17 protein-coding genes and 2 pseudogenes are annotated in these 20,108 nt (G+C 29.0%); 4 read left to right on the plus strand and 15 right to left on the minus strand.

The window, feature by feature from the left end:
- Window positions 1-6: 6 nt before the first annotated feature.
- Window positions 7-1,227, minus strand: coding sequence for an S-adenosylmethionine:tRNA ribosyltransferase-isomerase (locus tag IPP08_08585; protein QQS65830.1), 1,221 nt, complete (start codon window positions 1,225-1,227; stop codon window positions 7-9).
- A gap of 27 nt (window positions 1,228-1,254) precedes the next feature.
- Here IPP08_08585 and IPP08_08590 point away from each other — a divergent pair, with 27 nt between their 5' ends.
- Window positions 1,255-2,496, plus strand: a complete 1,242-nt coding sequence (locus IPP08_08590) for an FtsX-like permease family protein (protein ID QQS65831.1) — start codon at window positions 1,255-1,257, stop codon at window positions 2,494-2,496.
- Window positions 2,497-2,530: 34 nt separating this feature from the next.
- Here IPP08_08590 and IPP08_08595 read toward each other — a convergent pair whose 3' ends face one another.
- The 4 genes from IPP08_08595 to rplU form a co-directional block, all read right to left on the minus strand.
- Complete coding sequence (locus IPP08_08595; protein ID QQS65832.1) at window positions 2,531-4,138, minus strand: fucose isomerase; 1,608 nt, start codon at window positions 4,136-4,138, stop codon at window positions 2,531-2,533.
- A gap of 169 nt (window positions 4,139-4,307) precedes the next feature.
- The gene (locus IPP08_08600) at window positions 4,308-5,105 is read right to left on the minus strand and encodes a hypothetical protein (protein ID QQS65833.1); all 798 of its coding nucleotides are present in this window, start codon (window positions 5,103-5,105) and stop codon (window positions 4,308-4,310) included.
- Window positions 5,106-5,213: 108 nt separating this feature from the next.
- The gene (rpmA, locus tag IPP08_08605; protein QQS65834.1) at window positions 5,214-5,468 is read right to left on the minus strand and encodes a 50S ribosomal protein L27; all 255 of its coding nucleotides are present in this window, start codon (window positions 5,466-5,468) and stop codon (window positions 5,214-5,216) included.
- 43 nt (window positions 5,469-5,511) lie between these two features.
- Complete coding sequence (gene rplU, locus IPP08_08610; protein ID QQS65835.1) at window positions 5,512-5,805, minus strand: 50S ribosomal protein L21; 294 nt, start codon at window positions 5,803-5,805, stop codon at window positions 5,512-5,514.
- Between the two features lie 302 nt (window positions 5,806-6,107).
- Between rplU and IPP08_08615 the strand changes: the two genes are divergently transcribed.
- On the plus strand, window positions 6,108-7,337 hold the full coding sequence (locus IPP08_08615; protein ID QQS65836.1) for a 4-hydroxy-3-methylbut-2-enyl diphosphate reductase: 1,230 nt from the start codon (window positions 6,108-6,110) through the stop codon (window positions 7,335-7,337).
- 351 nt (window positions 7,338-7,688) lie between these two features.
- Here IPP08_08615 and IPP08_08620 read toward each other — a convergent pair.
- The 5 genes and pseudogenes from IPP08_08620 to IPP08_08640 all read right to left on the minus strand — a co-directional run bounded on the left by IPP08_08620 (window position 7,689) and on the right by IPP08_08640 (window position 11,344).
- A pseudogene (locus IPP08_08620) lies at window positions 7,689-8,297 on the minus strand (superoxide dismutase).
- 49 nt (window positions 8,298-8,346) lie between these two features.
- Window positions 8,347-9,318, minus strand: a complete 972-nt coding sequence (locus IPP08_08625) for a hypothetical protein (GenBank protein QQS65837.1) — start codon at window positions 9,316-9,318, stop codon at window positions 8,347-8,349.
- An 82-nt stretch (window positions 9,319-9,400) separates the two neighbouring features.
- Window positions 9,401-10,150: a T9SS type A sorting domain-containing protein gene (locus IPP08_08630; GenBank protein QQS65838.1), complete on the minus strand. Its 750-nt coding sequence runs from the start codon at window positions 10,148-10,150 to the stop codon at window positions 9,401-9,403.
- Window positions 10,151-10,160: 10 nt separating this feature from the next.
- Window positions 10,161-10,856, minus strand: a complete 696-nt coding sequence (locus IPP08_08635; protein QQS65839.1) for a M24 family metallopeptidase — start codon at window positions 10,854-10,856, stop codon at window positions 10,161-10,163.
- A gap of 92 nt (window positions 10,857-10,948) precedes the next feature.
- The gene (locus IPP08_08640) at window positions 10,949-11,344 is read right to left on the minus strand and encodes a hypothetical protein (protein ID QQS65840.1); all 396 of its coding nucleotides are present in this window, start codon (window positions 11,342-11,344) and stop codon (window positions 10,949-10,951) included.
- 272 nt (window positions 11,345-11,616) lie between these two features.
- On the opposite strand from IPP08_08640, the gene rsfS reads away from it, so the two are divergent.
- Together rsfS and IPP08_08650 are read left to right on the plus strand one after the other, a co-directional pair.
- Complete coding sequence (gene rsfS / locus IPP08_08645; GenBank protein QQS67858.1) at window positions 11,617-12,039, plus strand: ribosome silencing factor; 423 nt, start codon at window positions 11,617-11,619, stop codon at window positions 12,037-12,039.
- Window positions 12,040-12,262: 223 nt separating this feature from the next.
- Window positions 12,263-13,536 (plus strand): annotated as a pseudogene (locus tag IPP08_08650) (FAD-binding oxidoreductase).
- 196 nt (window positions 13,537-13,732) lie between these two features.
- On the opposite strand, the gene IPP08_08655 reads toward IPP08_08650, so the two are convergent.
- The 5 genes from IPP08_08655 to IPP08_08675 form a co-directional block, all read right to left on the minus strand.
- Window positions 13,733-15,436: an Eco57I restriction-modification methylase domain-containing protein gene (locus IPP08_08655; protein QQS65841.1), complete on the minus strand. Its 1,704-nt coding sequence runs from the start codon at window positions 15,434-15,436 to the stop codon at window positions 13,733-13,735.
- The gene (locus IPP08_08660) at window positions 15,384-16,910 is read right to left on the minus strand and encodes a DEAD/DEAH box helicase (GenBank protein QQS65842.1); all 1,527 of its coding nucleotides are present in this window, start codon (window positions 16,908-16,910) and stop codon (window positions 15,384-15,386) included. Before IPP08_08660 ends, IPP08_08655 begins: the two co-directional genes overlap by 53 nt.
- A gap of 39 nt (window positions 16,911-16,949) precedes the next feature.
- Window positions 16,950-17,489 (minus strand): hypothetical protein, encoded by a 540-nt coding sequence (locus IPP08_08665; GenBank protein ID QQS65843.1) that lies wholly within the window; start codon window positions 17,487-17,489, stop codon window positions 16,950-16,952.
- 118 nt (window positions 17,490-17,607) lie between these two features.
- Window positions 17,608-18,282 carry a hypothetical protein gene (locus IPP08_08670; GenBank protein QQS65844.1) on the minus strand — a complete coding sequence of 225 codons (675 nt, stop codon included), beginning with the start codon at window positions 18,280-18,282 and terminating at the stop codon, window positions 17,608-17,610.
- Complete coding sequence (locus tag IPP08_08675; GenBank protein ID QQS65845.1) at window positions 18,258-20,015, minus strand: hypothetical protein; 1,758 nt, start codon at window positions 20,013-20,015, stop codon at window positions 18,258-18,260. Before IPP08_08675 ends, IPP08_08670 begins: the two co-directional genes overlap by 25 nt.
- Window positions 20,016-20,108 lie beyond the last annotated feature (93 nt).

A 20,108-nucleotide genomic window follows, 5' to 3' on the forward strand; every position in this document is an offset into this window, starting at 1 on the left:
AATTATTTATCTGATTATCAAACAACTATCTCCATAACTTAAAAACCTATAGTTATTAATCAATGCATATTCATATAACATTCTCCATTTCCCAGTTCCTCCTAGCATAGATTCTATAAGCATTAGCAAAGTACTTTGTGGTTGATGGAAATTTGTAATTAATCCATCGCAAGTGTTAATCTTATAGGTAGGAATTATCATTAATGATGTCTCACCACGTAGCTCTACATAATTTTTTTCTTGTAAAAATTCTAATACTTTTGTGAATGATTCTAACAAACTTGGCTTAACAAATTTAAAATCATAGGGTGTACTTTGATGAATTACAAATTCATTAGTTAAGTTATAAATTAATAGTGTTCCAAACCAATACATCGATTCTAAAGTTCTTAATGTGGTTGTACCAACAAAATAAACTTTACCTTTTTTATTTATTGTTTCAATATATTTTTCAATTGTAATTATTGGAATAATTATTTTTTCTGAATGCATTTTATGATTAGTTATATTTTCAGTTTTAACTGGTATAAATGTGCCAGCACTTACATGCAAAGTTACTTTTTGAAAATTTGAATCTTTTTTTATAAGTTTTTTTAAAACATCGTCTGTGAAATGAAGACCAGCAGTAGGAGCTGCAACAGCACCATCATTTTCAGCATAAACTGTTTGGTAATCATGAGCATCATCGTTATCTAATTCTCTTTTTATGTACGGTGGTAAAGGAATTTTCCCTATGTTTTCAAGAATTTCCGAAAATGTTATTTCACTGGAATATTCAAAGTTTACAATAATATCATTTGATAATTTTGTAAAAGTAAATTTCAATTCTTGTTCTAAAACATGAATCTTATATACTTCTTTCAACTGTTTTTTAGATAAATTTCCAGTCATACATATCCAAGAACAATTTCCTTTTGAAGATAAAGTAATCACTGTGTCAGTTGATGGATACTTAGGCTCAAGTAAAAATATTTCTGCATTTAATTCGTTACTTTTTCGAAATGGAATCCTAGCTTTAATTACTTTAGTATCGTTTGCAATTATCAAAGATCCTTTTTCTATAAACTTATCTATTTCTTCAAACCAATTGTGACTTATTTCATTTTCTAAACATTTATATACTAACAATTTACTCTTTGATCTAATTCTAAGTGGTTTTAAAGCAATCTTTTCAACTGGTAAATTGTAATCAAAATCCTTTGTTTTTATTTGGTTTGTTGTTATCATACTTGCAAAAATAGTTACTTTTGTGGAATGCTAGGATTTGAAAGTTTTGTTGCAAGAAGATACCTTCGAGTTAAAAGAAAAATAAATTTAATTACAATAATTTCAGTAATATCAACTGTTGGTATAACTATTGGTGTAGCTGCATTGATTTGTGTATTATCTGTGTTTAATGGATTCAATGGAGTAGTTAGAAATTTACTTGTAAAGTTTGACCCTCATATTAGAATTACATATTCAAATAAAGAAATAAACAAATTAAATTTCAATGAAGATTCGCTAACAAATATTATTTTTAAAAACCCTCAAGTTAAAGCTGTATCATCGTTTGCCGATGGCAGATCTGCAATTATAACAAAAAATGGTTTAAAAATTGTTCAAATTCATGGCGTTAATAAAAAGGATTTAATCAATACAATTGGGCTTAATGAATTCATAACTCAAGGTGAATTTAAAGACTTTAAAGAAGGAGAATTACCAACAATTGTAATAGGTGGAGGTTTAATTTATGACTTAAATGTACACAGGGGAGATACAATCTCTATTCTAAGTCAAAATGGTTTGGAGGAATCATTACTTCAATCAATCACACCTGAAATTATTAGATGCGTGATTTCGGGGATTTTTGTTTCTAATAATAAAGATTATGATTCATACATAGCATTTGTAAATTTAAAAACTGCAAAAGAACTTTTCGGAAGAACTGTTTCTAATACAGGATTGCAATTAAGAATAAAAGATTTTAAAGAATCCAGAAAAGTTGCAGATGAATTAAAAAATTCTTTATCAAAAGATTTAGTGATTGAAACTTGGGAAGATTTACATAAAGAACTATTCTCAGTTATGGAGCTTGAAAGATGGATAGCATACTTTATATTATTGATAATAATAATTGTTGCTGTTTTCAATATATTAGGATCACTTACAATGACTGTAATTGAAAAACAAAGGGATATTGGTATTTTAAAAACAATGGGATTAAATGATAAATCGATTCTAAATATATTTCTTATTCAAGGTTCACTAATTGGTGTTTCTGGTTCAATTTTAGGAGTAATTTTAGGTATATTAATTTGTCTTGCTCAAGTTAAATATGGTTTGTTTAAACTTGATAATTCAATTTATATAATCCCTTCAATCCCAGTTGAATTGAGATTTTGGGATATTTTTGTAATAACTTTTTCTTCTTTATTTCTTGCAATCACAGCAACCATTTATCCTGCTAAAAGAGCTTCAAAAATTAAGCCAGCAGAAGCAATTAGATGGGAATAAAATTAGATTTATATTATTGAATATTTATAAAAATTTAAACAATATTTTTTCCACAAATATATACTTTAACTCCAAGTTCATGAAAAGCCATTGCTTTATTAATCATTGCCTCAATTACTGTCTTCTCGTCATTTGCATAAGCTACTTGAACATGATTTGATTTATGCCTTGCCATCATTTGATCGCGTGTAACTCCCTTAAATATAGTATGCATTATTGGCCATTGAGAAGTAGTTTCGTTCCATCTAAATTCTGTCTCTTCTTGTGGTAAGAAAACTACATTCCCAATTCCTATATCACAATGTAATTTTTCATTTTTTAAATATATTCTACTCCAAACAATATGACCAGGTTTTGAAATTCCTTTTAAAGTTCCTCCACCTAACTTAAAATACATAGGTGGTTGCCTTTCACTAGATGCACCTGCATATCCACCAATAAAATGTTCAGCTGGAGCTGCACCAGAAATTTCCAAAACCCACACAAATTCTTTACCATTCTCAAATTCATAATCTTTTCCCCACCTTAAATCATGTAAAGTTGTTTCAGGACTTAAACCCATCAATATCCATAATCTATTCGTAATTAATGCATCGAGTCCAGCACACTCGTCAACTTCGTTGAAATGAGGAATAGCCTTTCCTTCATATAATATTTTTTTGTTTTTTTCGCTAAAAACTGGTGGTCTGTCCACATTGTTCAACATCCCTTCTGCTAAATCGGATGCTGGAGTTAAGTCTTTTAATCCTTGTTGATATTGTATCCCGATTAAATCACAACCAAACTCATCCGAAAGCCTAACTGAAGCAATATACATCTTACATTGTTCAATAACTTGATTCTTTGTTAGTTGAGTTTTCTCATTTCTCCCAAATTTAAAAGTAACTCCTTTATTTACTAACCATTTATAACAATCAATTGCTTCAGAATCACTTACAGTCAACATTTTAGCATATAATGTAGCTTGGCTTAATCTTTCTTTATATAAACCAGTTTTATGTAAAATACTATCTGGAATAATGGCATTATACATTCCCATACAGCCTTCATCAAACACACCCATAATTGCTTTTTCTTTTTTCAATTTTACAGCAACTTCTTTACCCAATTTGAATTTGTTTTTTGAAAAAGTAATATCTTTAAATGGGATTACATGAGATTCATCATGTTTAATCTTCCCTTTTTCAATCCAAGTTTTTAGGTTTTGCGTAAATTTTTCATCTAAAAAATCTTCGCTCCAAAGCGTACTATAGTTAATACCATCTTTAGTTAGAGAAGCATTTAAATTTAATAATCCAACCAATCCTGGCCATTTTCCACTCCAATTTGCAATTGTTAAAATATCTCCTTTATGAGTATTTAAACCTGAAAATACATGATGAGAATATTGCCATACAGCTACAGCAACAATAACAGATGATTTTTTAGGAATACCTTTAAATACTTCAATTCCCATAGATTGACTATCAATGAATCCATGTTTTTTTGATTTATCATAACCATGAGCTCTAATTACTTCAACTCCAAAGTCATTTAATACTTTAGTTAATTTATCTTCCATTAATAACTGTGCTTCCCAACAATGTTGATTTGCACTTAGCCTTAAATCTCCACTTGCAACTAAATATATTTTATTTTTCATTTTGATTTTATTATTTAACAAATATAATCCTTTTTATGATAATTATCAATTTGTTTGGATACGTGATGCTTTTAACAATATGTGAGTATTAGAGTATATATTTAAGTTATTTAAAAAATGGCTTTCAGTTTAAACAACTGAAAGCCAAATATAAATTCAAAATCATTAACTAACTTCCTTTCTTTAAATCAACTAATTCCATTTCGTAACCAGGAATAAAAAATTCACCAATTCCAGGTACAATAATCATTTTGCTATCAAATTTAAATTTATAAAATCCGTTTGTAATATCTCCATCTGAACTAAAAGTTAAATCATCTAATGGAATTGCGGTAGGTAAAATTGATGGTTTAACCATTATTTTTACTTTATGGTCAACATGAATAGAAGTTGCATAAGTGCTTAAAGGAACAGTTACACCAATCTTACCTTTACTAAATGCACTATCAGTTAACTCAATACTTGTTAATCCAGCAGGAGCAGGAAATGTAACATTAAACTTACTAGTTGCCTGACCAAGCCAATTGAAACCAGCTACAGATTTAAAGTCATTAAGCAATAACCAACTTTTTGGAATACTATCAGCGAATGGTGCAATTGGTGCAAATCTGGTTACTAATGGGTTAAGAGCTGCATATTGATACACTTTGCCATCTAAAGGAGTAGAAAGATAAACTAAACTACTTTTAGGTGTATTAGTTGTATCAGTTAAAGTTTCGTCTATAATTGAAACATTCTTCAATCCCTGAAACTCTTGCCCAATTTTAGTTACTTTCCATTCTCGAGTAGTTTTAGATTTTAATACTCTTATTCCAAATGAATCAAGATCATAAACATTATATTTAAAATAATCCCCAACTTTCGGTGCCCATGCATCAGTTGATGAAACAGTTACAGGTGGATCACTTTTACAACCAGTCATTCCTACTATAAATAGTAATGTTACGAAATAAATAATTTTTTTCATTTTAATTATTAGATTTTAAAGATAGAAATTTATTACAAAAGAAACGCCACAAAAAGAAAAAATTTTTGCGGCGTTTAAAATATGAAATTTTTTTAAAATATGTTTAACTTATGAAGCATAAACGCTAACTTGTTTTCGAGTTTTACCTTTTCTTTCAAAAGTAACAACTCCATCAGTTAGTGCAAATAAAGTATCATCTGTACCTATACCTACATTATTTCCTGGAAAAAATTTAGTCCCTCTTTGACGAACTAATATGTTACCAGAACGAACAACTTGACCTCCAAACCTTTTTACTCCTAAATATTGAGGATTTGAATCTCGTCCATTTCTAGTGGAACCACCTCCTTTTTTGTGTGCCATGACTTAAATATTATATTATAATTTATAGAATCTGATTGAAAAATTATGCAGAAACTCCTGTAATTTTAATTCTTGTATAAGGTTGACGGTGACCGTTTAACTTTTGATAACCTTTTCTACGTTTCTTGTGAAAAACAAGAATAGTCTCATCTTTACCATGTTCTAAAACTGTTGCAGTAACTGAACCTCCAAGATGTAATTTACCACCATCGGTAGTTGCAATTACATCACTAAATGTTAAATTTGCTCCAAGTTCCTCTTTTAACAATGGAACATTGATTGAATCATCTTTCTTCACACAAAATTGCGATCCAGATATATTTAAAATTGCTTGCATCTAAAATAAAATAAATTGTTTTAAAAAAGGATTGCAAATATATAGAAATCGATTATATAATTTGAATAAATTTTTTTTTATTTCAATTTAATTTTTTTCAATTCTTATTTTTCTAACTTTTTTAATAAGTGTAATTCATTGTAATTTTAATTAAATTGTTTTGAATATTTAAAAATATATATCTATTTTAGCCGTCATAAAATTTGAGCTGAGTAAACGGCATCCCCTGTCAATTACGCAAAGATGCTCATAGCCGGTCTGTCCTCAGATCGGCTTTTTTTTTATTAATATATTTTTTTAAAATGAGAAAATTTGACATTCCAATTTTTTATCGGTCTTCAATAATTTCTTCAATTAAGAATTCAAGGAAAAATTCTGATCCAAGAAGAAAAGATTTAGAGCCTTCAGTATTAGATTTCGGACCAGTACGTTTTAAAATTGCAAGACACTTTGGTTTTTGTTTTGGTGTTGAAAATGCCATTGAAATTGCTTACAAAGCAATTGATGAAAATCCAAATAAAAGGATTTTTCTATTATCTGAAATTATTCATAATCCACATGTAAATATAGATTTAGCAAACCGAGGCATTAAATTTATTATGTCTGATGATGGTAAGCAAATTATTTCGTGGGACGAGTTAACATCAGATGATGTTGTAATCGTTCCAGCTTTTGGAACTACATTAGAAATTCAAGAACAATTAACACGAATTGGAATTGACCCATATAAACATGATTCAACATGTCCATTTGTTGAGAAAGTATGGAATAGAACTGAGTCTTTAGGCGAGACAGACTTTACAGTGGTTATACATGGCAAAAGAAAACACGAAGAAACCAGAGCTACATTTTCTCATAGTTCTCAAAATGCTAAAACTATAATTGTGCAAACAATGCAAGAGACTCAGATATTATCAGGGTTAATTACTGGTGCTATTCCAATTGAAGAGTTTGATCATTATTTTTCTAATCAGGTATCCGATAATTTTAATCCATTAACTGATCTAATGAAAATTGGAGTAGTTAACCAAACAACAATGTTAGCTAGTGAAACACAATCTATTGCAGAGGTATTAAAGAAAGCAATGATTAATAAATTTGGTTTGGAAAATATCAAAGATCACTTTGGAGATACTAAGGATACTTTATGCTATGCAACAAACGAGAATCAGAATGCAACAAAAACATTAATTGAAAATGGAGGAAATCTCGCAATAGTTGTAGGAGGCTATAATAGTTCTAATACATCTCATTTAGTTGAATTATGTGAGAGTAAAATTTCAACTTTTTTTATTAAAGACTGTGAAGAAGTAATATCTGAAACTGAGATCAATCATTTTTCTTTAAATTTAAATAAAGTTGTATTAACTAAGAATTGGTTACCTAAAGTTAAAAATGATATAACAGAAATTATTATTACTTCAGGTGCATCTTGCCCAGATGCATTAGTTGATGAAGTAATTTTAAAAATAGTTTCTTTTTATCCAAACTCTAAATCTATTGATGAGGCTTTAATTCCATTTATGCAATAAAAAAACGGCTCACAAATAATTGCAAAGCCGTTTTTCATCATTAAATTTGTTGTTTTTTTAAACAACATGTTGTTGTAAACCAATAAAACAACAACAATTATGACTTAATATTTTTTATATTAAAACTAAATCAAACAATTTTTTCCAATTAAATGGATAATAAAAAGTTGTTATCCCCTCAAACAACCTTTCTCTCTCTTTTTCTCTTTACTTGTAGTAAATAAGGCGATCTCACTGCCTTCTAAGTAAAATAGAAAACACAATAACTAATTAAAAGTTACATAAATTCAAAATTAGTTTAAAAAAAAATCGAACTATTAAAATTCGATTTTTTTAATTTGGAAAATCTAGTTATTTAATTGCCTCAGCAAACCTTCTGCTAACTTCAGTCCAATTGACAATATTCCAAAAAGAGGAAATATAATCTGGTCTTCTGTTTTGGTAATTCAAATAATATGCATGTTCCCAAACATCTAAACATAAGATTGGAATTCCCTTGTTTTCAGCAATATCCATTATTGGATTATCTTGATTAGGCGAAGAACAAACAGACAACTTACCCCCCTTCTTGAACTATTAACCAAGCCCAACCAGATCCAAATCTAGTTGTTGCAGCTGTTGTAAAAGATTCTTTAAATTTTTCCATTCCACCTAAATCATTTTCTATAGCTGAACTTAGTTCATTTGAAATTGAACCATTATTTGAAGATAAAATTGTCCAAAATAATGAATGATTAAAATGCCCTCCTCCGTTGTTTCTTACAACCATTGGATAAGAACTAATATTTTACATATTTCTTCAATACTTAACAAATCAGCCGGTGTACCATTTATTGCATTGTTCAAGTTTGTAACATAAGCATTATGATGTTTACCATGATGAATCTCCATAGTTTTTGCATCAATTGATGGTTCCAAAGAATTAGCTGCATATTGCAACTCTGGTAATGTAAAAGCCATACTAATAAAATTTTGTTTTTAAATTTATATTTTGAAATAATACGAATAATTATTTATTGAAAAATTGAATGCCGAGTCCTGTTCTAATTCCAACAATATATTGCTTCCAAACTGCATCATTTATAACTGAAGAAATAGGGTAAGTTGAGTATAATTCAAAATTAAAAATAACTCTTTCAAAACTCAAATGCCAACCAGCTGAAAATTCTAACTCATATCTAAACCTATTTAGATTCGGTAGCCTAATTGCATTACTTAATGTTGCTGTATCTTGTGCATTAGAATATCTCAACTTATTCTTGATATCTGCAATTTGTATATATTGAGTTGCATCTGTTGTAATTGCATATGAAGCTCCTATAGACCCTCTTAAATAATAAAATGAAGATACACTAATAATGTTTGACTTAAAAAATATCCCATAAACTGGCATTTGTAATCCTATATTAACTACTGCACTATGCTCCTTGAGATGTAAAACAGATACTTCTTGAAAATTTTGTTTAACACCTGAAAGTGATAAGAAACTCCTAGTTGTATCATCTGCAAAAAGCATACCTTCACTTATTCTTAATCCTCCATCAAACCTTAGCTGGAGCGGTATTAGTAAGTTTTGAATTAAATAAAATTTATATTCATCATTGTTTGTTACTGGGTAACCTTCATCAGTATTCTCATCTTTGTCCATTACTTTTATATCCCTATAACTCCTTTTTGAATAAGGCGAACTACCACAAAAACCATTAGTAGTTGAAACGAACGAATTAGATCGAATATTATTTGCTTTATCAAATACATCTGAAAAAAAACTACTACCATAAATTGTAAATTCACGAGCATTATAACAACTTGGGAACCAACCATGAGAATAATGATCAAACAAATCATCCTCTAATTTAAAATCAGCCATCTCTTTATCAATAGCTTTCCAAATGCTATCTTGTGAATCATTCTCCTGTGCTAATAAATTAGTATTTATTGATTCTATTAATATTAAAAATATTATAATATACTTGATCATTTTAATAAGCAACTAAAATTTTAATTAACTAAACCTAAACTTGCTTTTATAATAGTTTATTCTACAAATAATTTCAAAAAGATTATTGAACAATATGCATAACCTGAAAAGCATCATTATTCTCTGTCTCCAAACGAATAAAGTATACACCAATTGGTAATTGCCTATCTATCTTGAATTGATATTTATAGTTTCCCAAATTCTGATAACCTAAATCATCATTTAGTAATTCTTGACCTAGCAGATTATATATATGGAAATGAATTCTCATTGTTTTATCTATTCTGTAAGTCCATGTTGAGGTTTGACCTCTATTAACTGGGTTTGGATAGTTTTGCTCTAATGCTGATTGACGAACATAAAACAAAGACGTACCAATTGAATAAGTTATTAATTTTGTTGACAATGAATTTACAATTATTTTATTGTCTATAAATAATGAATCAAATGATACCAAACAAATTGAATCATTTCCAGCTAATGCTTCTCCATATAAAGTAAACAGAGTATCATTTATAGGAAATTTTTCTTTGAGTTGAATTTCAAATTTATATGTTGAATCATCAATTCTATTTAGTACATTCAGTAATATTGAATTTTTTGAGCCAATTCTTTCAGGATAAAAAACAGTTGGATTACTTAAATGAATTTTACCAGATAATATTGATAAATTTTGAATAACAGAATCACTTTTAAATAAAATTGAAATTCCAACTTCATTACCTACAATCCCTTTTAGATTAAACAAACTAAACTGTCCAATTGCTATATTATAATCGAATAAACTGATAAATGTAATAATGCAAGAAATATAAATCAAGTTTTTTTTCATAGAATAAACATTAAATAATAATTATCTCATTTTGATTAGGAGAAGTTGCAGAATAAACATTATTATTATAATCAATGATTACATCAAGTTCACTTCTAATACCAAACTTATTCGGTAAATAAATACCTGGTTCAATAGAAAAGCAAATTCCATTAGTTAATCGTCTGTTATCTTTAGTCTCAAAATTATCCATATTCACTCCAGCACCATGAAGTTCATTAGTTATACTATGCCCTGTACGATGAGTAAAAAACTCTCCATATCCTTTATCATCAATCACTTTTCTACATACATTATCAACATAAGCACCTGTAATTATCTCATTTAATTTAAAACTCTCAACAACTAAATCAAATGCTTTATCCCTTGCATCTCTGACTATATTGAATACTTCAACAATTTCTTGTGGTACAACTTCATCCGTATATCCAACCCAAGTTATATCACCATAAACAGAATTTTCAATATCTAACCCAGCCCACAAATCAATTAGAACTAAATTGTTCTTGCAAATTAATTTTGAATCATTTTCATTTGGCTCATAATGTGGGTTTGCAGCGTTTTCATTAACCGCAACAATTGGAGGATGATTTGTTACCATATCAAACAATTCTATTTGTTTTAAAATAAATTGTTGAACATTGTATTCAGTTATTTTTAAATTATCTTTTAATGAATTTGTAATATATTTAAAAGCATTCATCATTATTATCTTGCAAAGTTTTCCAGATTCTTTTGCACAAATTATTTGCGAGTCGGTTAACTTTGCTAATGAAGAAACTATTTCTCCAGATGAAATTATTTTTTACCTAATGAACGAACAAGTTCAATTGTTCCACAATCAACTTTTGAAACTACTGGTAATAAATTATTTTCTGAATATTCCATTGCCAATTTATTATATCCTTTAGTAATTTCAATTAACCCAGATATGAATTCATCTTGACTAGAATAAAAAATTTTATCACCATTAGAATAATCTGCAATATGTGGTTCTATTTTATGGAACAACCCTCTTACAGGTCCATTCTTTGGTATTAGACAAGCCCAACGTCTTGTTTGGTGAGCATTGATAGGCAAACCTAAGGCTGAGCATGAAATTGAATTAATACCCCTAAAATCATAAAGTAACCAAGCATCAATATTTAGTTCAATTAAAATGTTCTGAATTTTATTTATAGAATTAGAGTCCATGTTTTATAATTGTTTTTACAAATTTAAGTCAAAGTTTTTTACAGAATCTTTTTTAAAGATTATTTATTACTATTATTAAAATGTTAAAGTAATGTATTTTTGAAACTTACAATTAATACAATTTTAAATTGATTAGATAAATTAGTATATCGTATAATTATTAAACAAATAAATTTTGGCAAGAGTAAAAAAAATTACAACAAGTGAAAACGAATCAGAGTTAATGGCAAGAACTGCTGCAGAGTTTATATTAGAAAAAAAAAGCGAATGATATTTTAGTACTTGACGTTAGGAAATTAACTGATATGACAGATTATTTTGTTATTTGCTCTACCGATAGTGATACTCAACTTAAAGCAGTTGCAGGAAATGTTTTGGATCATTTTGCTGAATTAGGTGAAAAGCCCTTTAAAACTGAAGGTTGGAGTAGTGGTCAATGGATTATTTTAGATTTTTATAATATTGTTATTCATATATTCTACAAAGAAGCTAGAGAATTTTATAAATTAGAAAAACTTTGGGCAGATGCTGTTATTGAAGTTGTAAACGATGAAGTAAAAGTTTCAAAGGTTACCAAGCCAAGAGCAATAAAATTAGTTGAAAATATTGAATCTATTGATGAAAAAGTTAAAGTGGTAAAGCCTAAAACTGTAAGAGTTAAAAAAGAAAAAATTGAAAAAAAGGAAACAGAATAATGTTATTGATAATTTGTTAATAGTAATGTATTAAATTCTCATTTCTATATTTTTAATTTCTAACATACCACATTCAAACAACATATTACCATTTGAAAACTTCGAGCCTTTAGAATCATGGGGAAGAAATTTTGAGGCTGGATGTTATGTGTTCCGCCCTTCAACTGCTAATGACATTATAGGAATTTTTGAATATGCTGATTTTTTAGGGGTCACAATTGGTATGCGTGGTGCAGGTAGAAGTTATGGTGATGCTTCAATTAATTCTGAGAATATTCTTCTTGATTTATCAAGATTCAATAAGATTTTAGATTGGAACCCAGATTTAGGAATTATCAAAGTAGAATCTGGTGTAACTATCAAACAACTTTGGGAATATATAATAGATGATGGATGGTGGCTCCAGTTGTTTCTGGTACAATGTTCCCAACTTTAGGTGGAGCTTTAGCTATGAATATTCATGGAAAAAATAATTTTTGCATGGGACCAATTGGGGATCATGTTTTAGAGTTTGAAATATATTTGCCAATTGGAGAAGTTTTAAAATGTACCCCAACAGAAAATAGCGACTTGTTTTATTCTGCAATTGGTGGATGTGGCTTAATTGGGTGTTTCCTAAGCATTACTTTTAAACTAAAAAAAATCTATTCTGGTCTGCTTGAAATTGAAGCAATAAATACCAATACTTTATCTGAAATGTTTGAATATTTTAAAAATAATTTAGATAAATCAGATTATTTGGTTGGATGGATAGATGCTTTTGCTAAAGGCAAATCTTTAGGTAGAGGCGAAATCCATAAGGCAAATTATCTATCTAAAAATGAAGATATTAATCCTGCTCAAACTTTAAGAATAGAAAATCAAAATCTCTCTGATAATATTTTTGGAATAATTCCAAAATCAATTTTATGGAAATTCATGAAGCCAATAAATAATAATATTGGCATGAAATTTGTGAATTGGGCAAAATGGTTTTCAAGTAAAATTCTTGATAATGGAAAATCTTATTTTCAATCTCATGTTGCATTTGCTTTCCTTTTGGATTATGTACCCAACTGGAAATTATCTTATGGAAAATATGGCTTAATTCAATATCAATCTTTTATTCCAGAAGATTATGCACTTGAAGTTTTTCAAAAGCAAATTACTTTATCACAACAAAAAGGTATTCCCCCTTTCTTAGCAGTTTTTAAACGGCACAGAGAAGATAAATTTTTATTGAGTCATGCAGTAAATGGGTACTCATTAGCATTAGATTTTAAATTAACAAAGAGTAATAATTCTAAAATTCAAGAGTTAACAAAAGAGTTAAACAAAATTGTAATTGAAGCAAAAGGCAAATTTTACTTTGCAAAAGATTCAACATTAAATAAAGAAGATGTTAAATCATTTTTAGAAATGAATAAAATTCAAGAATTTACTTTTATCAAAAATAAATATGATCCAAAAGGAATTCTTCAAACTGATTTATCAAAACGATTATTTGGTTGGAAATGAAATTTATTTTTTAAGAATAATTGCGAAGCTAATTTTTTTTTTCTTATCCAATAAAATAAGAAGTGAAATAATTTAATAAGTCTTACTCCAATTTTATGGCTTCATATTCTTTTTTACTTAAATTAAATGCAGGGTCTATTATTTTTACTTCGTAATAAGTGAGTTCGTAAAGTTTGTAAACTAAATTGTCGATTTCCTACTCTAATGATTTGGTATCCTTGCCTTCAATTCTTCTCTTTTGAACGCTTTTCGTTAGTTTAGATATTTTGCCGTTAGACAAACTTATTGGAACTTCTTTTAAATATTTTATTGGAATTTTCGGGAACAATTCCTTTGCGTTTTTGAAAAAATTACTGAAGAAATAGTTGATGCATTTTGAATTGATAAGTCCAAGTATTTCGTTTAAATCAGTCTTCTTTGAATTAGGCAATAAGTTATATACATCACAAACATTGTAATAATTTTCAGTGTCTAAGTATGCAATGATTTCTTTACCAATTCTTCTTACAAATATTTTAGGGTTCTCATAAATGGCTTTTGTTTTAAAATTAGAGGTATCGCTAAAATCTACTTCAACGAATTTATTGTCAAAACGCAATTCATAACGATTGAAACACCTACCTGCTATTAAGGGCTTTCTGTTTCGACCTTTAGTATCGTATACATAATCTGAACTGTAACCAAACTCTATTCCTCTTGAGAAATCTATAAAATCTGAAAGTTTATTTGATGCACTTGACTGAATCTTTCCAATTAAGTCCGAAGTCTCCGTATTAATATAAAAGTTGAAAATATTTTGAGGAGTAGTCAGAAAATACTTTTGCTCAAATAGCTTTAATTCGCTATCAGCCAAATCTCTACTTGATATTTTACCACAGCTTAATTTTACGGATTCCAACTTCTGATTTTTAAATGCAAAAATGCAAGAATCAACAGATGCACTTTCAAAAATATTTGAGCCTAAATCAATAATCATTTGAAGTGAAAAGTTATCCAAGGTGTGTTTGCAAATATTATTATAACTTGGATTTGTTGAAATATTACTTGGAATTATGTACCACAAGGCACCATTAATACTTTGTAGACGACCACCCAATTCAAGAAACAAAATATAACTTTCAGTTTCAGAGTCTTTATTTTTAAACCGACCTTTAAAAAACTGTTTGTCAGCTTCTGTAAATTTTCCACCATATGGAGGATTTCCAATTACAATATCAAAACCATATTTATCCGTAATTACAGAATTTAATACTTCAGGAAAATCTAGCTTCCAATCAAAGAAATGAAGAGGTGATTCCGTTTTAGTTTTTAGTTTTTGAAGGTCTTTAAAAGTGTTTTTCCATCCAATAGTTTGCAAATTGATTTCTGTCTGTTTTGCTAAATTTCTATTGGTGCCTGTTGGTTTGGTTTCTATGCCTTGTGTTTTAACCATTAACTCCAATTGAGTAATCAGCAAGTCAATTTTCAGTTTGCGGATGTCGGCTGCTAATTTTTTCTTGTCGCTGTTGGGGTTAAAAAACTCTTTTTGTTCTTTGCTTATCTTTTTAAGCAAGTCACCTTTTTGTTTGGCTAAGTCTGCACCAAAAAGTCCGTGAGAGGTTTCGTTTAGTGTCCAGTCAATATCAATAATATCATCACCTAATTTGCTTACCAAACTATTACCCACCACAATTTTATAATCAAGATTTGGTAGGGCTTTTGGCTTTTCTTCATCTACAATAAGGCTCAACCAAAAACGCAATCGGGCAATATCAACCGCACCTTTTTCAATGTCCACTCCATAAATGCTGTTTTGAATAATGTTAAGCTTTACAGCCGAAGCATCAAAGGTTTTCGTATTGCCAAAATCAAAGGTGTGCAAGGTTTGTTTGGTAGTAAATATTTCGTGTAGCAAACCCATAGGGAAGGCACCCGAACCAATAGCAGGGTCGAAAAATTTTTACATTGTCTAAAGCAGTATTGATGTTATTAATTTCAGGTTTTAATTTTTTATCAACTTCTTTCTTTTTGAGCAAATTAGTAAAAGCAATTCCTTCCTTGTCTTCGGGTTCTACTTTTAAAGTAGTGCACAAATATTCTATCAAACTCTCTTGGCACATATAATGCACAATTTCCTTTGGTGTGTAGTATGCACCTTTGTCTTTGTTGTTTTCAAACATTGCAATCATTCTGTCGGTTGCTGTTTGGAAATTGCCCAATGATTTTTTGAAAGCATAGAAACTACTTTCCAATCGTTTTATCAATTGGGTTTTCATTATAAATGCTAATGATTTAGAAACCGTTTCCGCATTTTCGTAATCATTGTCTTGTATATCTTGCTTTAAGCCTGCAATGGCTTGGTAACGGCTGTATTTTAGCTTGTCTTCGTCTGTGAGATAGAAAACAGTTTTGTGAAAAAGTTCATTTAGCTTTTCGTCCATCAGGTATTCCACCTTTTTAGGTGGTTCAACTTTTGGAAACTTGATTCCCTGTTCGTCTAAGTCAATTTTATATTCGGGAATATTTTCAAGGTCGGTTCGTGTTCTGCGAATGGTAATTGGTTCAATTACATTCTTGCGAATTTTTCCATATATTGTTCTTAGCTTGTTTACATCTAATTCGTCAAAACGCTTTAGCGTTTTGTATTGCTCCATCAATGGAGCAAAAAAAGATGTCAGGTTTGTTATTGGTAAAGTTGATTGTCTTGCATCCTGAAACATTTGAATTTGGTAAAAAATGTCGTCAGGTCTGTTGTTCAAAGGAGTTGCAGTAACTAATATTACTTTCTTCTGCAAGCCGTCAATCAATCCTTTGTTTGCTCTCGGACTTTTGCAAATCAATTGTAAGTTTTGAAATGCTCCAGTTAAGTAATTGCGAAACTTGTGGGCTTCGTCCACAATAATTAAGTCGTAATCTTCTTTACTCCAATAATCTTGATGTCCTTCAAGAATTTTTTCAAGGCTTCCGTTTGTAATGAATTTCGTGTATTTGTCTAATTGAAAATCCTTGAATGTATTTTTCCAGTTCTTCTCAACTGCTGGGGGATAAACGATTAATATTTTGGTGTTCTCTCTGCCGTTTTTCATCAAAAACTTTTTTGCCACCATTGCAGCAATAACGGTTTTACCTAAACCCACAACGTCAGCCAATAAAAAGCCGTTGTGTTTTAAAAGCATATTGAAACCTTCGTTTACAGCATCAACTTGGTATGATAGTTTTTTGAAATTCTGTGGTAAGTCACTAATAGAATCGGGGTCGTAATCAATATTTTTTCCGAAGTATTCGGTTAATAGTTTTATGTAAAGTTCAAAAGGTGTAATTTCTTCATTCAGATAAGTTTCCTTTTTAATGTTCTGAATGTCAACTGGCAGAATGTCCACCGATTCAGCCCACAATTTTTCAAATTCTTCGGTTGCAAATTTTACATCAGGATATTAGGTTAACTGAACATTGAATTCATAATTATAAAAATTACCGCCACCAAGTCCTGCGTCTGTTAGGTTTGATGAACCTGTAATTGCTGTAGCAGGAGTATGTTCGTTGAATGGCTCTGGTCGTAAAATGTAAACTTTGGCATGAATCTTTTTTTCGGGATGAGCTTTGATTTGAATTTTCTTTTCAACCAAGTCGTCAATGAATTGCAAAATTCCTTTCTCGGTGTCCTTATCGTAATTGGCTTTTTCAATGTCTTCCTGAATTTTCTTGATGAAATCTTCTTTGGTCTTTTCGTGATTTTTGAAAAATTCAAGTCCTTCTTTTTGAGCATCTGCAAGCATCTTGTCAATGTTGATGCCTACCAAAATCCTAATGTTTGGAACTTTGTCTAAAAACGGTCTGATGCGGAAATAGCCTGATGCCCGAAAGTAGCCTACTAAAGCGTCAAAGTATTGTATGTTGGGATTATAAGTAAAAACCCCTTCAAACTTTTTGATTAAGGTGTTCTCTTCGCTATTAGTAAAAAACTTAGTTGACATTTTTAAATAAAATATTTAAACTAAAATATGCTTATTGGAACTTGAAGATAAAATAAAGTTAAAACAATTTTAAATAATCATTCTAATCTAATTTTTAGAATGAAAAGTAATTAAACTATTAAATACTAAATTCAGTTGTTAACACTTCGATAATCTTTTCATCATAAATTTTCAAAGTTTTGATTTCATTCTTTTTGAATATAGTTTTATAATACGTATTTAGAAGTAAAAATTTAATTTCACATTCGCATTCTAAACCAATAGTTTCAAACAATCTTATTATATACCCTTCTCCATCTTCACTTTTTTTAAATGCAATTGCAACTACATTTTCGATTGAAATTTCTAATGCTGAAAACATATTTAACTCTTTAGAACCAGCATGATTTGATTCAAAATGAGTGGTGTAATTTTGATTTAATAAATATGCTTTTTTATAAACATAATCTAATTTTTTGTTTATTAAAATTTTTATTTTAAATTCACTTTCGCCTTGATCTATATAATCTTCTGGCTCTTGAGAGCTGTAAATATGCGGGTCATGGTGGGAATATAAAGGGGATCTTAAAATTGTTACATATAAACTATTCGCAATACAAGAAAAAGAATGTTTGCAATCATTCAATATAAAAACGGAATCTTCAGCAAAAATACCACCACAAAAAATACCCATTGGTCTTTCAGTTCCATCTGCAATTTTTTTTATATTATTATATTGATTTTCACTTATTGAATGTTCAAAATTATATTTTGAAATATATTTAAATCTTAATAATTTATTTTTTCGTTCCAATTAACTTTTACAGATAATTCAATATCATTATCATATTCATTGATTGTGAACTCTTCAGTTATTATTGAATTATTGTACTTATAAACCCTTCTAATTTTGCTAAACAATTCCCCACATTCAATTAACTCTTCTTTAACTAATTCTGCATTACCAATAACTTTATCATATTTTTCAACGCCATGTCCCCAAGTATCTGTGTAATCATCAACTATCTCATATTCATAATTTATATGGTTTAATTTTGATTTAATTTTAAATATCTCATCTAAGTTATATTTATTCTCATTAATCAACGATGTAATATTAAAATCATTTTGCTCAATGTAAATTACTTTAAAACAGCTCCAACCTAATGGAGGTATTTTCGCTTTAAAAACAGCTGCAATTCGGTCATTACCAATTTTTCCATATGGGATAGATAATTGATGATTGATAATATTATCAAAGGAATCTTTTATAACAATTTTAACAGGAATTTTCCAGAGATCTTTAGAAACATCATGCCATAACTCAAATTTGATTAACTCATTTAATTCGTAAGAATGTGGATTAAAGACAATTAATGTTTGACCTTCATCAGTTGTATCAATTCTTGAAGCAATTCTTTGAATTGAAATTCTTTGGATTTCATTTCCAATAGTTATTGCTCTTCCATATTGATTTATTGCATCATTGAGAGCGGGCTTTATTGCAACTCCACATAATAAATCGTGAAAATGATTAAAACATACATCCTGCCAAGCAAGTTTGATTTGTGAATTAGAATAATTTTCATTAGTCAATAACTCAGAAACTACACCCCATTTTTCACTACTAAGAAGTAAATATTCACTAGTTCTATTTAGTTTTTTAATTAGTGAATGAACACTATAACATCCTGGTGAATTCAACTGAAGATCTAAATTCCAAAATGGCAAATTTCTTTTATAGGGTAATATCTTAGAAAGATATTTTTCTGGATTACTAAAAATTATATTTATATTTTTATACTCATTTCTTATCTTTTTTAAATCTGAAATATGTTCTTTTGTTGGTCCACCACCATGATTTCCAACTCCATAAAATATTGCAATCTGAAATTTAATTGACTTAAGTATTTGATTTTTAATTACATCATCAAACAACATGTTTTTGTTAAAAAATATTGATTCAATATCTTTTATTTTATTTTCAATTGTGGTTTGATACATATTATAATGCAATGGAATTCTATATGCTAATATTTCATTCTCGTTATTTTTCCAATTAAAGATTGGTGATTGTAAAGTTAGTTCAAAAGGATCTGGGCGACAGAACATATAACCGAACATTCCAGATTTTACAAGCAATTGAACTAATCCTAACGAATGGCCAAATGAATCTGGAGAATAACCTACTTTTGAAGTTATTCCAAATTTTTCATGGAAATATCTTTGCCCAAGTAATGACTCCCTTACTAACCCTTCCCCGCTCGGGATATTACAATCAGATTGTACCCACCATCCACCAGCTACATTCCATTTCCCTTTAAGAATATTAAGTTTTATACTCTCAAAAAGTTTTATATCAATCTGTTCAATCCAATTATAGTGAGCAGCAGAACTACAAGTAAAAATAAATTCATCAGTTTCATTTATTCTTTCAATTGCACTTCTACAAGTAGCAATAAATGCCTCAATTCCCTCACCAATTTGCCACATCCAAGCTGGATCAAGGTGGGCATTACCAATACAATGAATATCTATTTTACTCATAAAATTATTTGATAGATTCTTATTTTAACTTTGAATAGTATAATGAATTTGAAATCTAATTCTTGTAAAATTACTATTTTTGGTAAATAAATT

It is taken from the genome of Chlorobiota bacterium (genome assembly GCA_016700335.1).
Classification (GTDB): domain Bacteria; phylum Bacteroidota; class Ignavibacteria; order OLB7; family OLB7.

What these genes read in the sequence shown, in the direction of transcription:
- IPP08_08625 (QQS65837.1), bottom strand. Translation starts at nt 9,318, where the DNA reads ATGATCAAGTATATTATAATATTTTTAATATTAATAGAATCAATAAAT.
- rplU (QQS65835.1), bottom strand. Translation starts at nt 5,805, where the DNA reads ATGCAAGCAATTTTAAATATATCTGGATCGCAATTTTGTGTGAAGAAA.
- IPP08_08630 (QQS65838.1), bottom strand. Translation starts at nt 10,150, where the DNA reads ATGAAAAAAAACTTGATTTATATTTCTTGCATTATTACATTTATCAGT.
- IPP08_08665 (QQS65843.1), bottom strand. Translation starts at nt 17,489, where the DNA reads ATGTCAACTAAGTTTTTTACTAATAGCGAAGAGAACACCTTAATCAAA.
- IPP08_08600 (QQS65833.1), bottom strand. Translation starts at nt 5,105, where the DNA reads ATGAAAAAAATTATTTATTTCGTAACATTACTATTTATAGTAGGAATG.
- IPP08_08615 (QQS65836.1), top strand. Translation starts at nt 6,108, where the DNA reads ATGAGAAAATTTGACATTCCAATTTTTTATCGGTCTTCAATAATTTCT.
- IPP08_08640 (QQS65840.1), bottom strand. Translation starts at nt 11,344, where the DNA reads ATGGACTCTAATTCTATAAATAAAATTCAGAACATTTTAATTGAACTA.
- IPP08_08635 (QQS65839.1), bottom strand. Translation starts at nt 10,856, where the DNA reads ATGATGAATGCTTTTAAATATATTACAAATTCATTAAAAGATAATTTA.
- IPP08_08595 (QQS65832.1), bottom strand. Translation starts at nt 4,138, where the DNA reads ATGAAAAATAAAATATATTTAGTTGCAAGTGGAGATTTAAGGCTAAGT.
- rpmA (QQS65834.1), bottom strand. Translation starts at nt 5,468, where the DNA reads ATGGCACACAAAAAAGGAGGTGGTTCCACTAGAAATGGACGAGATTCA.
- IPP08_08675 (QQS65845.1), bottom strand. Translation starts at nt 20,015, where the DNA reads ATGAGTAAAATAGATATTCATTGTATTGGTAATGCCCACCTTGATCCA.
- IPP08_08655 (QQS65841.1), bottom strand. Translation starts at nt 15,436, where the DNA reads ATGGGTTTGCTACACGAAATATTTACTACCAAACAAACCTTGCACACC.
- IPP08_08590 (QQS65831.1), top strand. Translation starts at nt 1,255, where the DNA reads ATGCTAGGATTTGAAAGTTTTGTTGCAAGAAGATACCTTCGAGTTAAA.
- IPP08_08585 (QQS65830.1), bottom strand. Translation starts at nt 1,227, where the DNA reads ATGATAACAACAAACCAAATAAAAACAAAGGATTTTGATTACAATTTA.